Origin of the sequence: Corynebacterium riegelii (assembly GCF_001263755.1) — a bacterium.
GTDB lineage: Bacteria > Actinomycetota > Actinomycetes > Mycobacteriales > Mycobacteriaceae > Corynebacterium > Corynebacterium riegelii.
Window position 1 is genome coordinate 2,069,550 of sequence record NZ_CP012342.1, and the last position, 14,558, is coordinate 2,084,107.

Here is a 14,558-nt window from a genome sequence, read left to right on the forward strand (position 1 = left end):
CTTTTGCCCGGCGCTAACCCCCAGAACCCCCAGAACCCCTCTCCCCCACCAAATGCCAGAGGATTGTCAGAAAAACACATAGTAGTTGTGCGGACCAAGCAATGGTCTCCCAAGCGTCAAGTAGTTAGGTTGGCAAAACAAGCGAACGAAAGCCGAGAGGTATCCGGTCGCTGTAATCCTTACTCGCTTTATTGCTTACTCGTGATGAAAGGACTGTCACATGAAGCGCATCACTACCGCTGCAATCGCAGCCGCAACTGCAATGTCCCTCGCCACTGTTCCGGCAATGGCAGAAGAGGAAGGCAGCTCGGGGAATGGCGGTTCCTCCGTTGGCAGCCAGGAAGGCAACAACAAGAAGTCTTCGGAGTACACCAATGAGGAGGCCATCGACTACGCCAAGGATAACAAGGACAAGGCCAAGGGCCCGGTAAAGAGCGCCCTGGACAAGGACGACCAGGACAAGGCGCTTGGCCCGCTCGCATCCTCCCTGAAGTCTGACAAGGCTAATGACTGGGAGCCGGGCAAGACCGCCAACATCCTGCTGGGCACCGGCATCACCGCCGCGATCCTGGCTGTTATCGCGTTCCTGACCAACGGCGGCGGCCTGAAGCTCCCGTTCTAAGCAGAACTTCCCCTCCACGTAGAAAAATCCCACCCTGGCTGGAAGCTGGGGTGGGATTTGGCGTCGGTAAGCAAGAAGCCCTAATGCGGGAACTTGGCAGCGGCCTCTTCCCACAGGCCCTCGAACTCCTCCGGCGTGAGGCGCGTGGCGCGGATGCCTTCGAGCTGGCTGTAGAGGTCGGGGTGCGGGACCACGTCGAGGGGCTGGTTGGCCTGGCCGATGACGCGGCCGTCGATGAAGATGCCGGTGATGGTTTCCGCCGGGTCGAGTTCGATCATGCGGAGCATCGCGCATTCGGAGGCGCTGCGCTCTTCAAGCTCCGCGATGTTCAGCAGCTCGCCGCCGAGCTCTGGGACGGTGTAGTGGATGCGCACGTAATGTTTCACGTGAAACACTCTAGGCGGTTTCCGCGTGAAGCCGCGAAGCGTACGCGGAGCACGTCACGATCTGGATCATGTGATAGATCATCAGCGGGACAATCAGCACGCCCAGCTGCGCGCCGCCGAAGATCACCGTTGCCATGGGCAGGCCGGTGGCGAGCGACTTCTGCGTGCCGCACATCTGCACAGCAATGCGGTCCTCGCGGTTGAAGCCCAGCGCCTGCGGGAGAACCTTGGAAAGCCACAGCATCGCCACCACCAACACAACGGCGAATACGGCCAGGAAGACGATCTCCCACAGCTTCACATTTGACCACACGCCGGAGACCACGCCGCTGGAAAACGCGGAGTAGACCACCATCCAGATGGAACCGCGGTCCACTATCTTCGTGGCCTTGGACTTGGCAATCTCTTTTGCCCGCGGCACGTAATTGTGCGCCAGCTGGCCAAGTACGAACGGCAGGAGGAGTTGGAGGGCGATGTTGGTGAACACGGTGGCGTCGATACGCACGCCCGTCCCGGTGCCCATCAGCAGCATCACCAGCACAGGCGTTGCCACCACACCGACTAGCGACGACACCGACGCCGCCACCACCGCCCCCGACACATTGCCCCGCGCAATACCGGTCAGCGCCACCGAGGACTGCACCGTGGACGGCACCAACATGGCAAACAGGATGCCCTGGTAAATCTCCTGCGACAAAAACGCCGTAGTTGGCCGGAGCAGCACGCCAATCACCGGGTAAATCAGGAAGGTGAACGCAAGAATCAGGAGGTGAAGGCGCCAGTTGGTCAGGCCTTTCATCGCTTCATGGGTGGAAAGGCGCGCGCCGTACAGGAAGAACAGCAGCGCAATGGCAAGCTTCACCGCCACGGCAAACCCGTCCGCAAAGCTGCCGCTCGCCGGCACAATGAACGCGATGACCATCGAGGCGAAGATGCCCACAAGCAGCGGGTCGAACCGTTTTAAGAAACCTTCAAGAAAACCAGGCATGCGGGTAATTCTACGAACTCGTAGCTATTCTGGCGGCATGCTCCTCAACGAACCGCTCACCCTTCGCTCCCTGACCGTCCGCAACCGCATCTGGCTTCCGCCCATGTGCCAGTATCGCTGCTGCAACGAAGACGGTATCCCGGGCGCGTGGCACATGATGCACTACGGCGCGCGTGCCGCCGGCGGCTTCGGGCTCATCGTCGCGGAAGCCACCGCGATTGTGCCGGAGGGCCGGATCTCCAATTACTGCGCCGGCTTGTGGAGCCAGGAGCACGTCGACGCGTGGGCGCCAATCGTCTCGCTTGCCAAGTCGCTCGGCGCCGCGATGGGCATCCAACTCAACCACGCCGGCCGCAAAGCCTCCACGTACCCGATGCTGCCCCAAGTGACCGGCCGCAGGAGCATTCCGCTTGACGACGCCGGGTGGCAAACCACCGCGCCCTCCCCCATCCCATCCGAGGGCCATGCCGAACCGCGCGAACTGACACTGGAGGAGGTCCGTGAGCTTCCCGCGCTCTTTACCACCGCGGCGACCCGTGCCGTGGAGGCCGGCTTCGACTTCGTGGAAATCCACGCGGCGCACGGCTACCTGCTGCACCAGTTCCTCTCGCCGCTGTCGAACCAGCGAAGCGATGGGTATGGCGGCTCGCGCGAGAACCGGACGCGTTTGTTGCTTGAGGTGGTGTCCGCCGTGCGCGAGGTGCTGCCGGACGGCATGCCACTGTTGGTCCGCCTGTCTGCCTCCGAGTGGCTGGACCCGGAAGGCTGGACGTTGGATGACTCCCGCTGGCTTGGCGCCCAGTTGCGCGACAAGGGCGTTGATTTTATCGACGTCTCCTCTAGCGGCAACGTCCGCGCCAACATTCCCGTTGAACCCGGCTACCAGGTGCCGTTTGCCCGGGCGCTGAAAGACGCAAGCGGCCTGCCGGTAGCGGCCGTGGGTTTAATCACGGACGCCCAGCAGGCCGAAAACATTCTGGAAGCAGGCGACGCGGACGCCGTCATGATCGGGCGCGCCGCCCTGCGCAACGCGGAGTGGGCCATTGATGCCCTGGAGGAGCTCGGCGTGGATCACGCCAAGCTGCCGTACCCGGACTCCTACTTCAGGGCTTACTGATTACTCGCGGTGACGGTGTCGCCGTTGTCTGCAAGCGCGGCCGTCATCATGCCGGACTCGGACGGGCCGGAGGTCACGGAGCCGTCCACAATGCTGAAGGTGGAACCGTGCTTGGTGCAGCGCACCTCATCACCGTTAACCACCGTGATCTTCGCGCCCTGGTGCGGGCACATGGTGGAGTACGCCACGAAGTTGCCCTCGGTTGGCTGGGCGATGATGAAGCGATCCATAATCACCGCGCTGCCAACAGGTACCTCGGTTTTGGCAAGCTCCGCGGTCGGCTCCTGACCACAGGCGGCCAGGAACGCGCCGGCGAAGGTTGCCGCGGAGCCGAGGATGAACATGCGGCGGGAGCAGGTGTGCGGGTTCGGGTTTGTCATGCCTTCACCGTAGCTTGCTTCATAGCCCGGACGTAGTCAGACAGCTCCGCTTTCAGCCCATCCATATCGGTCACACGCCCCGGATTCGGGTGGGTGTGCTCGGTGTATTTGGCAATGATGTTGCTGATCGCGGAACCCGTGATGGCACCTGAGGCACCCGCGGCAATCGCGTCGCGCACGTGCTCCGGGCGGGAAATGCCAAAGCCCAACAGCACTGGCGCCCCACCGAAGGAGTTGATGTTGTCCACAACCTCGCGGAGTCCGTCCACGGTGGCTTCCTTCTCAGCGCCGGTCACGCCGTCGCGAGAAATGGCGTAGATGTAGCCGCGGGAGTTCGCCGCCACACCCTCCAACGTTTCACGCGACGCCTTCGCCGGTGCGATGTAGATCGGATCCACACCCGCGGCGGTGGCGGCCTCGGTGAACGGTTGGGACTCGCGCACGGGGACGTCTGGAAGCAAAATGCTATCCGCACCCGCGGAGTGGAAGTCCGGGTAGAAACGGTCCAGCCCGCGCACGTAGGCAACGTTGGCGTAGATCAACATGCCAATCGGCAGCTCCGGGAAGCGCTGGCGAAGCTCACGCACCTGATCCAGCGCCTGCTGCACCGTCGCACCGCCGTCAAGGGCGCGCACGTGTGCGGTCTGGATCGCCGGGCCGTCCGCAACCGGATCAGAAAACGGCACGCCCAGCTCCACGGCATCCGCACCAGCCTCAACCACGGTGGAGATGATCTCCACGGCCTCTGCCGGCGAGGGGTCAGAGAGCATGATGAACGGAACGAACGCGCCCTCCCCCTTCTCCTCTAGGCGCTTGAACATTGCGTCATAGCGGCTCATCGCTGCTCCTCCTCATCTGATCCTTTAGCAGAAATAACCCAATCCGGATGCTCCTCCAGCGTCTTGCGAACGTGTGCCACGTCCTTATCCCCGCGCCCGGAAAGGCAGACCAGGATGTTCAACGGGGAGGCGTTGGTGGGGTGTTCGGCTGCGCGTCGTAAAGCATAAGCAAGCGCGTGCGAGGACTCGAGGGCCGGAATGATGCCCTCGTGGCGGGAGAGCAGCTGGAAGGCGCGCAGGGCCTCCTCATCAGTCACCGGCACGTACTTCGCGCGGCCGGATTTGGCCAGGTAGGCGTGCTCCGGGCCAACCGCCGGGTAGTCCAGGCCGGCGGAGATGCTGTAGGACTCCTCGACCTGGCCGTCGTCATCACGCATCAGGTAAGAACGCGTGCCGTGCAAAATGCCGACGGTGCCCTGGGCGATCGCGGCGCCGTGCATGCCCACGCCGTAGCCCTCGCCGCCCGGCTCGGCGCCGACGAGCTCCACGCCCTCATCATCAATGAACTCCGCGAACATGCCGATCGCGTTGGAGCCGCCGCCCACACACGCAACCACCGTGTCCGGCAAGGCGCCTGTGCGCTCCAGCATCTGGGCGCGCGCCTCGGCAGAAATCACGCGGTGGAATTCCTTCACAATCTTCGGGAAGGGGTGCGGGCCCGCCGCGGTGCCAAGCAGGTAGTGCGACTCATGGAACGTGGCCGTCCAATCGCGCAGCGCCTCATTCACGGCATCCTTCAAGGTGCCTGCGCCGGACTCCACGCCGATAACCTCCGCACCCATCAGGCGCATGCGGTAGACGTTCGGCTCTTGGCGGGCCATATCCACCTTGCCCATGTAAATCACACAATCCAGGTCCAGCAGCGCGCACGCCAGCGCCGTCGCCGTGCCGTGCTGGCCCGCGCCGGTCTCCGCGATGATGCGCGTCTTGCCCATCTGCTTTGCCAGCAGCGCCTGCCCAATCACCTGGTTGGTCTTGTGTGCGCCGCCGTGCACGAGGTCCTCGCGCTTGAGAAAGATGCGCGCGTTGCCGTTGATAGGCAGGTTGCGGCACTCCGTCAGCGGGGTCGGGCGGCCCAGGTAGTCCCGCAGCAGCGCGCGGTATTCGGCCATGAACTCCTCGTTTTCAAAGGCCTCCACAAACGCGCGCTCCAGCTGGTCCAGTGCTGGCATCAGCGACTCGGGCACAAACTGCCCGCCGAACTCACCGTAATACGCAGGCAGCAGGGTTTTGCCGCCGCGACTGTACTCACTCATTGTTGTCCTCCACATAGAAATTCCCAATCACCGAAAACGCCTGGCGCAGCTTCGCCGCATCCTTGCGCCCCGGCGCATACTCCACACCAGAATTCAGGTCCACGCCGGCCACCGCGGTGGTCAAGGCCTCCGCAACATTGTCCGGGTTCAGCCCACCGGCAAGCAGAGCTTTTTGCTTATCGACGCCACGCAGCACCCCCCAATCAAACCTTTCCCCCGAACCGCCCTCATGGGCATCGAGCACAAGCATGTCCACGTCTTCAGCGATGGCTTGCGCGATCTCCGGGCCGCGGACATCCGTCATGGACACCGCGCGCCACACCTGGACGTGTTCGGGGACCTCGGCGCGAACGCGTGCGATGAGCTCGCGCTCCTTCTCCACCGACGCCTGCAGCGGTGCGTGAATCTGCACAGCCGCGATGCCGTCCTGGATCAGCTCGCCGTAGTTCTCCGTGCGGCGAGAGACCGCGACGTACTTCAGCCCGCGCTCGTGCGCGATGATGTTGGCAGATGTTTCACGTGAAACATTGCGGGGGCTGGCATCCTCAAAGATCAGCCCGCCGTAGACTGCGCCGGCCGCCTTCGCTGCCTGCGCCGCGGATGGGCTGGTGAGCCCGCAGACCTTATTCGGCCCGTAGACCAACTCGCGCACCGCCAGGTCCACGTCCGGCTGGCTGGTCAGTTGCGATCCCACGAGGAACCCGTCAGAGTGCGCGCCGAGCGCGCGAACCGTGCGCACGTCCCTGATCCCCGACTCCGAAACCACCATCGAGTCCTCCGGTGCGAACTGCGCCAGGTGCTTGGAGCGCGTCAGGTCAATGGACAAGTCGTGCAAGTTGCGGTGGTTCACGCCGAAGATCTTCGCGCCGAGCTTGGCCGCGCGGTGCGCTTCCTCTTCATCGATCACCTCGGTGAGCACGTCCATGCCAAGGGAGTCCGCCAGCGCGGAGAGGCGTGCGTACTCCTCATCGTTCAACACAGAGAGCATGAGCAAGATTGCGTCCGCACCAAAGTAGCGGGCGGCATATACCTGGATCTCATCAATGATGAAGTCCTTGCACAGCACCGGCAGGTGCGTGGTGGAGGCGACCGTGGCTAGGTGGTCGTAGTCGCCGCCGAAGCGGTCGGGCTCGCAAAGCACGGAGATGCCCGCCGCCTTGGAGTGGCCGTGGGAGTACACGGTGGCGATCTCCCCCGGCTCGTAGTGTTCGCGGATCATACCTAAAGACGGCGACGCGCTCTTGCACTCCAAAATAAAACTGGTCCCCGGACGCTTCAGATTCTCGTACAACGAGCGTTGCGATTTAGGTAACGTGTCGAAAGCAACGCCGTGCAGCCGTGCATGAATTTCGTCAAGGTGACCTTTTCGGCCGGCGACGATATTCTCCAGAACCGTAGGAAGCTTAGGCACTGTAATCGGTCCCCTCGTGCTTCTGCAGCCAGGCTTGAACGGTGCCGTCGTTAAGCAAGGTGCTCGCATGCGTTACACCTTCCGCAATCGTGTCCGCCTTGCCGTAGAGGTAGTACATGGCGCCGGCGGAAAGCGCAATCGCGTCGTGGTGCGCCTGGGGGCCTTCGCCCGCAAATGTGGCGCGCATGTAGGCGGCGTTCTCCGCGCCGTCGCCACCGCGCAGCGCCTCTAGCGGGTGGCGCGAAACGCCGAGCTCCTCCGGGGTGATGGTGTAGTGCGTGATCTCGCCCTCGCGGTCTAGCTCCCACACCTGGGTGTCACCATGGACCGCAATCTCATCCGTACCCGCGCCGTGTACCACGAGTGCGCGACCGCGGCCCAGCTCACGCATGGTTTCCGCGATTACCTGGCCCTGCTTCGGGTTGGCAATGCCCATGATCTGGAACTCCGGGCGAGCAGGCGAAAGCAGCGGGCCCATCGTGTTGAACAGTGTGGACACGCCGAGGGACTTACGCACCGGCTGCACGTGCGCAATCGCCGGGTTGTAGGCCGGGGCGAATAGGAAGGTGAAGTTGGCGGACTCGAACTGGCGCACCGCACGGTCCGGGTCCAGGTCCAGCGGGATGTTCAGCGCCTCAAGCACGTCCGCGGAACCGGACTTGGAAGATACGGAGCGGTTGCCGCACTTGATCATCTTCACGCCACCAGCAGCCGCGGTCAGTGAGGCGGCGGTGGTGATGTTGATGGTATTCGCGCCGTCACCACCCGTACCGGCGGTGTCCATGATCCCCTCCCCCGTCACCGGGAACGGGCGGCCGGCAGCCAGGAACGCCTGGGTCGCACCCGCGATGTCGGCGAAGGTCTCGCCGCGCGTACGGATCGTGGCCAACAGCGCTGCGATGTGTACGTCGTCATAATCACCGATAGTCAGCGGGGTAAACGCCTCCACGGCCTCTTCAAGCGTGGGCGCCGGGTTATCCAAAAAGCGACGCAGAATTTCCAGAGACTTTTCACTTGCCATTGTTTGCACCTTTCTGCAGCAATTGAGTAACGCAGCGCTCGAGCATGATCGGGCCGGCCGGCGTCAAAATAGATTCGGGGTGAAATTGCAGGCCAATGGCCATACTATCCGTCGTCTCGGCGGCCATGATCACCTCACCAATTTCAGTGTCCGCCCACGCAAGGGCACGCATCCCCTCCGGCTCCTGCGTTGCGCCAAGCGAGTGGTAACGGGCAACAGGGACGCTGTTGCTTGGTTCGGTGGGCGTTCCGCCGGTGGTCAGGCCGCTAAAAAGCACGCTAGCCCTGCCGGCCTCGGTCAGGCGCATCGGTCGGGAGGTGCCGTGCTCCGGGCCGCACGGGCTAACGCGGCCGCCGTGGTGCTCAATCAGTGCCTGGTAGCCAAGGCAGATGCCCAGGATTGGGATGCGGCCCTGGGCGCGGTTGATGACCTCCATCATGCAGCCGGCGTCGGCCGGGTAGCCGGGGCCCGGCGAGAGCACGATCAGGTCCGGGTTGGCGGCCAGCACCGTGTCCGCGGACACGGTGTTGCGGTAGACCACCATCTCGTGGTCGCCGGTATCCCGAAGCGCGTCGACCAGGTTATAGACAAACGAGTCCTGGTTATCCAGCATCACAATTGTCATTTGATTACCTCCAGCTCCGCGTCGGCAGCCAGGGCCAACGCGTTGAGTACGGCGTATGCCTTGTGCAGGGTTTCATCGGCTTCGGCCTGCGGGTCCGAATCCCGAACTACGCCCGCGCCTGCCTGAACCACCGATGTTTCACGTGAAACATAGGCGGAACGGATGACAATGCAGGTGTCAAAGTCGCCGTTGCCGCGCAGGTAGCCCACCGCGCCGCCGTAGGACCCGCGGCGGGTGCCCTCCATCTCACGCAACAACTCGGTGGCCCGCAGCTTCGGCGCGCCCGTCAGCGTGCCCATGTTCATGCACGCGCGGTACGCATCCAGCGCATCCAGGTCCTGCGCAAGCGTCGCCGTGACCCGGCTGACCAGGTGCATCACGCGAGAATAGCGGTCCACCTGCAACAGCTCCGCCACCTTGCGAGTCCCCGGCTCAGCCACACGCGCCAGGTCATTGCGCGCCAGATCCACCAGCATCGTGTGCTCTGCAACCTCCTTCGCATCCGTTCGAAGCTGCAGCTCCATGCGCGTATCCAACTCCAAATTCACGCTGCCATCCGCGTTCAACCCGCGCGGTCGCGTGCCCGCGATCGGGTACAACTGCACCTCGCGCGTGGCCGCATCAAACTTCAGGTTGGACTCCGGCGAAGCCCCAAACAACTCGTACGGCTGCCCCGCCCGGTCCACGCCGCGCACATAAAACATGTACGGCGAGGGGTTCGTCTCACGCAGCCGCTGGTACGCCGCAAACGCATCCCGGCAGGTCGTAGTAAAACTGCGCGCCGGCACCACCTGGTAGATATCCCCGTTGGCAATGGAGCCTTTCAGCTTCTCCACGCCGCTGCGAAACTCCCCGTCACCAACCCCGGCGGTCACACGCAGCGTGTTATCCGGATATGCGGCGGGGGTATAGGTCTGCGTTGGGGCGTCGATACGCATGGCGAGCTCTGAAAGATCAATGCCCTCGCCGGTGGCATCCACGGCGGCTAGGTACGCGGTCTGCGCCTGGTGATCCACCTTCAGCAGCACCTCTGCCAGCACAAACTGGTAATCTGGGTAGGTGTTCTCCCCCTCCTGGACCTGCGGCAGCGTCTCAAACGTCTCCAGATAATCAAACGCGAAGCCGCCCGCCAGCAGTGGAAAGTCCTCGTTGCCGTAGCCGGCCTTGGTGCTCAGGGCGCGCAGCACCTCCGCACTCGACGGCGCCGTCAGCCGCTCCCGCTCATCCTCGGCCTTGCTTGCCGGGAACTCGTAGGTGTTTTCGGCGGTTGCGTACGGCTTGAGCTGCTCTTGGGCTTGCTTGGCTAGCAGCTCGCCGGACTCGGTGAACGGCTCGATGCTCACCTGGTTGCCATTGCAGGTCACTCTTAACGACGCCTTGAGCACCGCCATCGAATGCAACCCCGACTTCGTCGTAATATCAGCGGACTCTAAAAGCACGGAGTCTTCCTGCTCGCAGCCACCAAGGTGCGCGAACAAACTGGAGACGTCCTCGTGATAGCGCACGTCTACCTTTGTAAACCGCGGCTGTGGTGGGGATTTGCTCATTGTGTTCGTCCTTTGTCGTTGTGCTTTGTCTTATGCAGCACCGGGGACTTAGAGCAAAGGCCCGCGGCGCTTGGTTTGAGTTCAAGCTGGCGGGCCAGAAGATTTTTTCTACGTTGACTTGTGGCACGCCGTCTACGCGAGCCACCACCACTGGAGATTGCCGTGGGCCAAGTTGTTGAAAGTCACGCATGACAGCGTAGCGCATAGTTTGCGCCCACGTGTGAATTCCGAAGAATATTGCCGTTTCGGCCGATTTCGTGGCCCATTTGGGTGGGATCGGGCCGCTTTCCGAAGTATACTTCCGATTCAATGCTTTAATCAGCGAAAAACTGGCACTATGCCGTCTGAGCCCGTATGAATCCGAAGGATACTTCCGAAATGCAGCAACGTCCCGATCCGATGGTCGTCGCCGGAACAATTGGCGCCACCATCCGCCAAACCAGAAAATCCCTCGGGCTCACCCAGGTACAGCTGGCGCAGCTTGCCAACCTTTCAGACAAGACGGTGCGCGACCTCGAGCACGGAACGGCAACGCCAAGCCTCAAGGCAGCACTAGAAACACTCGATGTCCTCGGCCTTCGCCTGGAGGTCACGCCGTGAACTCGCTTGAACAGTTACGGACCGTCAAGCGTGCGGACGTCTGGAAGCAAGATGCCCACGTTGCAACGCTGGTGCGAAAAGAAGACGGCGGGGTCACCTTTGCGTATCTTCCCGGGTATGCGGGTCCTCCGGTGGCGAAGTCGTTGCCGGTGGTTGACGGGGGCGTCGATTCGCAAGGCGGTGCACTACCAGCCTTTTTCACCGGGCTGCTGCCGGAGGGCCACCGCTTGAGTGTCATCCGGAAATTGGTGAAGACTTCGCTGGATGATGAGCTGTCCCTTCTTCTGGCAATTGGCAACGACCTACCTGGTGACGTTCGCGTGGTACCCACGGGCACGAAACCCGTGCCACCCGTCCAGCAGGGAGAACCTGGGCATCTCGACTTCCAAACGCTGACCGAAACAGTGGAAACGCAGGGTCTCGCCGGCGTGCAAGGGAAAGCATCTGCCTCCATGATCAACACGCCGCTGACCATCGATCGTGGCGACTACATCCTGAAACTCAGCTCCGCAGAGTATCCGCAGCTTGTGGAAAATGAGCATCTGCACCTGCAGCACGCTGCCAAGTTAGGCATTCCGGTTGCACAATCACAGCTGGTCCAAGACCGCAACGGTGTCAGTGGACTCTTAGTCCAACGCTTTGATCGGTATGGGGGCCGGAGGCTCCCGCTTGAAGACGCTACGCAGATCCTCAACATCCCCCCATCCCAGAAATACAACGTCACAGCCGAAGAAGTGACCCAGGCTCTCGCCGAAGTTACTGCGCAGCCGCGTATTGCAGCCCGAACGCTTTATTTGCAGTTGGTGTTCGCATGGCTGACCGGCAACGGCGACTGCCACGCCAAAAACATATCGGTTGTTCAAAACGTAGCAGGTAATTGGGAGGTCGCGCCCATGTATGACATCCCCTGCACAGCCGTGTACCGCGACTTCACCCTTGCACTGACAGTGAACGGCAAAACTAAAAACCTGCGCGCAAGGGACTGGGATGCCTTCGCGGAGGGCATTAGTCTCCCGCTGAAAGCCGCACACGGTGCAAATGAAATCGCGCTCACGGTTGCCAGCGGTATCAACCTCGCGGAGATTCCCGTGGAAGGTTCTGCACTCTACGGCGCGGAGCGTGAGCTACGGTTCCGACGCTCACAGCTCGAACCCTGACAGTAGGCCCCGGCGGGTTCGGGTGGGTCTGGGTGTGGATCCTGTAAGCAACCCCGGGGTCGCTTACAAAACCCCAGGTCGCGTTTGTCACATCCGTAACAAACGGCCTTGTTTGCAATGAGGCCAGTGGGGCGTGTGGGGTTAGCGCTGGTCAGGGGGCTACTGGCCGCCTAGAGTTACTCGCCGCCGGTCTTGTTGCCGGTCTTGTTGTCGGCTTGGGTGGCGGCGTTTCGCAAGGCACCCAGGTCCACGGCCGGGGCGGCACCAGCACCGGTACCGGCGCTGGCGGAATCGGCGGAGGTGGAGGACAGCGCGTCGTCGACAAGCAGGGCAGCCCTGGCGCCGAAGTTCCCACCAACCGAAAGAGCAACAACGGACGCAACCACCGCAATGGCCGGGGCGATCCACAGCCAACCGGAGGCGATGAACGCAAACGCGGCGGCCAACGCGAGGCCCACACCGGTGAGAATCCAGAAGGGGCCGACCACACGGTGGGCCTGGCGCCAGGTGGACTCGTTCTTGCGAACCTCAGGAACCCGCAGGCCAACAACATTATTGCCGGGGAGTTTGCCGGCGGTAGCCATGGCGCCGACGATAAGGAAAACAAGCGCCAGGACGATAAAAATGGTGCCAAGCACCGCGTTGAGCGTGGTCATGGTTGCAAGCGGGGACATGCACCCAAGCATAAACCCGAAGCGACGGCCAAAGAAAACGCCCCATAATTGGAAAACAGGTGCTTATTTAGGGGAAAATGAGAAATTAGCGTAGGCATGAGCCGCGCCCTGTCCAATTCCCGTTCACTGTAGAAGGGTTTCAGCAATGAAATCGAAACTCCTGAACTCGCTGCTGGCGTGGATTGTGCTGGCGATCATCGCCGGTTACGTCTGCAGCTTGTTCTTCCCTGACTGGCTTGCGCGCGTGTTTGTCACGTTCAACGGCTTGTTCTCCAACTTCCTGGGCTTCTTCGTCCCGGTGTTGATTTTCGCGCTCATCGCGCCGGCCATCGCCGGCTTGGGAAAGGGGGCGGGCAAGTGGCTCGGCGTCACCGCCGGTGTTGCGTACGGGTCCACGATCATTTCCGGTCTCATCGCGTGGGGCACCGCAACCGTGCTGTACCCGATTTTTCTTAATGACGGCCTAGTCACCTCCGTCGACGACCCCAGCGAAGGCGGCCTCGAACCATTCTTCAGCGTCGAAATGCCAGCGCCGTTCCCGGTGATGGCCGCGCTGCTTCTGTCCTTTGTCATCGGTGTTGCAATGACCGCGGTGCCGTCGCGGACCATGCACCAGGTGCTTGATGAGCTCAACGCGGTGATCCTGAAGGTTGTCACCAGCTTTGTCATCCCGCTGCTGCCGATCTACATCTTCGGCACGTTCCTGAGCCTGGGCATGAATGACAACTTCGGCTCCACCATCGCCGCATTCGGTACCGTCCTGGTGCTGTCCATCGTGATGACCCTTGTCATCGTCCTGCTGCTCTACATCATCGCCGGTGTTATCGCTGGTGTGAACCCGTTCGTTGCCCTGAAGAACATGCTGCCGGCGTACTTCACCGCGCTGGGTACCTCCTCTTCCGCAGCCACGATCCCGGTCACCTACGCATCCACCCTGAAGAACAAGGTGGACGAGGACGTCGCCGGCTTCGTAGTCCCGCTGTGCGCGACGATTCACCTGTCCGGCTCCATGATGAAGATCATGCTGTACGCCCTGGCCATCGTGTTCATGGGTGGGCTTGATGTGACCAGCCCGCAAATCCTCGGCTTCATGCTGCTGCTGGGCATCATGATGATCGCTGCGCCGGGCGTGCCGGGTGGCGCCATCATGGCCGCAGTTGGCCTGCTGCAGGCCAACCTTGGTTTTGACGAGTCCATGGTCTCCCTCATGATCGCCGCCTACATCGTTGTGGACTCCTTCGGTACCGCCGCCAACGTCACCGGCGATGGTGCGATTGCGCTGATCATCAACAAGTTCGCCGCAGGCAAGATCAAGAGCACTTCGCTTGACTACGCTGACGCCAACGCAGAACCCTCCACCCCAGCGAACACTGAAGCCAACGCCGAAGCTGCCCGCTAACCGCACTGGCTAGCCGCACAGACTGCTGCCGCACAGACTGCTGCCGCACAGACTGCTGCCGCTGGCGAAGGACCGTTAGCGAAGGACCTCCAGACCTCTGGGGGTCCTTTTTTCAATTGCGGCAAATATCTGCCAAACCGGGGATATCTGCCACGGCTCACAGGTGTTTGCCAGATTTCGCTTTGCGGCCTGGGCTTTTGCATTTGTTGTCGGGCACTCCCCTGCCCTCCCCACACCCCACCCACGCCCAACCCACGCCTTGCTAGACTACAACGCAAAATCCGCCAAATGTCTCCATATTCGACCTGCGGGTTTGCGGGGTAATTTTCAATGTCGTCTAGCAGTGAGGCAACAGTGAGGCAGTGTCGCTCCCTGCAAGGCGCTCCCGGTGGGCCTACTAGCACACAACGCAAAACTCAAGCTGAGTAAAGACAACTGACCTGGGGAAACATAGGGCCAAAATCATTGTCTGCTAGTGGCACACGCACGGCGGGTCGCGGCTACGACTCATCGCAACTCAAACCTGGCAATCACCT

At 62.1% G+C, this 14,558-nt stretch carries 15 protein-coding genes; 5 read left to right on the forward strand and 10 right to left on the reverse strand.

The genetic code is table 11. The features are described 5' to 3' along the window. The first annotated feature begins 220 nt into the window (after positions 1-220). Positions 221-622, forward strand: coding sequence for a hypothetical protein (locus AK829_RS09960; RefSeq protein ID WP_052205695.1), 402 nt, complete (start codon positions 221-223; stop codon positions 620-622). An 80-nt stretch (positions 623-702) separates the two neighbouring features. Here the strand turns inward: AK829_RS09960 and AK829_RS09965 are convergent, their stop codons facing one another. Both AK829_RS09965 and AK829_RS09970 read right to left on the reverse strand, forming a co-directional pair. Continuing rightward, on the reverse strand, positions 703-1,008 hold the full coding sequence (locus AK829_RS09965) for a hypothetical protein (RefSeq protein WP_070463187.1): 306 nt from the start codon (positions 1,006-1,008) through the stop codon (positions 703-705). A gap of 10 nt (positions 1,009-1,018) precedes the next feature. Continuing rightward, on the reverse strand, positions 1,019-1,996 hold the full coding sequence (locus AK829_RS09970) for a bile acid:sodium symporter family protein (protein ID WP_052205697.1): 978 nt from the start codon (positions 1,994-1,996) through the stop codon (positions 1,019-1,021). Between the two features lie 37 nt (positions 1,997-2,033). On the opposite strand from AK829_RS09970, the gene AK829_RS09975 reads away from it, so the two are divergent. Continuing rightward, positions 2,034-3,113 (forward strand): NADH:flavin oxidoreductase/NADH oxidase, encoded by a 1,080-nt coding sequence (locus AK829_RS09975; RefSeq protein WP_052205698.1) that lies wholly within the window; start codon positions 2,034-2,036, stop codon positions 3,111-3,113. On the opposite strand, the gene AK829_RS09980 is transcribed toward AK829_RS09975, so the two are convergent. From AK829_RS09980 to AK829_RS10010, 7 genes are read right to left on the reverse strand one after another with little or no spacing between them, the layout of a single operon-like run. Beyond that, on the reverse strand, positions 3,107-3,457 hold the full coding sequence (locus AK829_RS09980; protein ID WP_052206502.1) for a Rieske (2Fe-2S) protein: 351 nt from the start codon (positions 3,455-3,457) through the stop codon (positions 3,107-3,109). The two genes, AK829_RS09975 and AK829_RS09980, sit on opposite strands and share 7 nt — an antisense overlap. A gap of 32 nt (positions 3,458-3,489) precedes the next feature. Next, the gene (trpA, locus tag AK829_RS09985) at positions 3,490-4,332 is read right to left on the reverse strand and encodes a tryptophan synthase subunit alpha (RefSeq protein WP_052205699.1); all 843 of its coding nucleotides are present in this window, start codon (positions 4,330-4,332) and stop codon (positions 3,490-3,492) included. Next, positions 4,329-5,588 (reverse strand): tryptophan synthase subunit beta, encoded by a 1,260-nt coding sequence (trpB, locus tag AK829_RS09990; protein ID WP_052205700.1) that lies wholly within the window; start codon positions 5,586-5,588, stop codon positions 4,329-4,331. Before trpB ends, trpA begins: the two co-directional genes overlap by 4 nt. Beyond that, positions 5,581-7,005, reverse strand: a complete 1,425-nt coding sequence (gene trpCF / locus AK829_RS09995) for a bifunctional indole-3-glycerol-phosphate synthase TrpC/phosphoribosylanthranilate isomerase TrpF (protein WP_052206503.1) — start codon at positions 7,003-7,005, stop codon at positions 5,581-5,583. Before trpCF ends, trpB begins: the two co-directional genes overlap by 8 nt. Further along, positions 6,992-8,020, reverse strand: coding sequence for an anthranilate phosphoribosyltransferase (gene trpD / locus AK829_RS10000; protein WP_052205701.1), 1,029 nt, complete (start codon positions 8,018-8,020; stop codon positions 6,992-6,994). The genes trpCF and trpD overlap by 14 nt, the downstream gene beginning before the upstream one ends. Continuing rightward, positions 8,010-8,645 (reverse strand): glutamine amidotransferase-related protein, encoded by a 636-nt coding sequence (locus AK829_RS10005; protein WP_052205702.1) that lies wholly within the window; start codon positions 8,643-8,645, stop codon positions 8,010-8,012. Before AK829_RS10005 ends, trpD begins: the two co-directional genes overlap by 11 nt. Continuing rightward, the gene (locus AK829_RS10010) at positions 8,642-10,192 is read right to left on the reverse strand and encodes an anthranilate synthase component 1 (protein WP_052205703.1); all 1,551 of its coding nucleotides are present in this window, start codon (positions 10,190-10,192) and stop codon (positions 8,642-8,644) included. Before AK829_RS10010 ends, AK829_RS10005 begins: the two co-directional genes overlap by 4 nt. Before the next feature lie 378 nt (positions 10,193-10,570). Between AK829_RS10010 and AK829_RS10015 the strand changes: the two genes are divergently transcribed. Beyond that, positions 10,571-10,792 (forward strand): helix-turn-helix domain-containing protein, encoded by a 222-nt coding sequence (locus AK829_RS10015; protein ID WP_198147762.1) that lies wholly within the window; start codon positions 10,571-10,573, stop codon positions 10,790-10,792. Next, the gene (locus tag AK829_RS10020; RefSeq protein WP_052205704.1) at positions 10,789-11,949 is read left to right on the forward strand and encodes a type II toxin-antitoxin system HipA family toxin; all 1,161 of its coding nucleotides are present in this window, start codon (positions 10,789-10,791) and stop codon (positions 11,947-11,949) included. Before AK829_RS10015 ends, AK829_RS10020 begins: the two co-directional genes overlap by 4 nt. A gap of 176 nt (positions 11,950-12,125) precedes the next feature. On the opposite strand, the gene AK829_RS10025 is transcribed toward AK829_RS10020, so the two are convergent. Next, positions 12,126-12,623 carry an SdpI family protein gene (locus AK829_RS10025; protein ID WP_232305725.1) on the reverse strand — a complete coding sequence of 166 codons (498 nt, stop codon included), beginning with the start codon at positions 12,621-12,623 and terminating at the stop codon, positions 12,126-12,128. Between the two features lie 145 nt (positions 12,624-12,768). Here AK829_RS10025 and AK829_RS10030 point away from each other — a divergent pair, with 145 nt between their 5' ends. Then, positions 12,769-14,022 carry a dicarboxylate/amino acid:cation symporter gene (locus AK829_RS10030; protein ID WP_052205705.1) on the forward strand — a complete coding sequence of 418 codons (1,254 nt, stop codon included), beginning with the start codon at positions 12,769-12,771 and terminating at the stop codon, positions 14,020-14,022. Positions 14,023-14,558 lie beyond the last annotated feature (536 nt).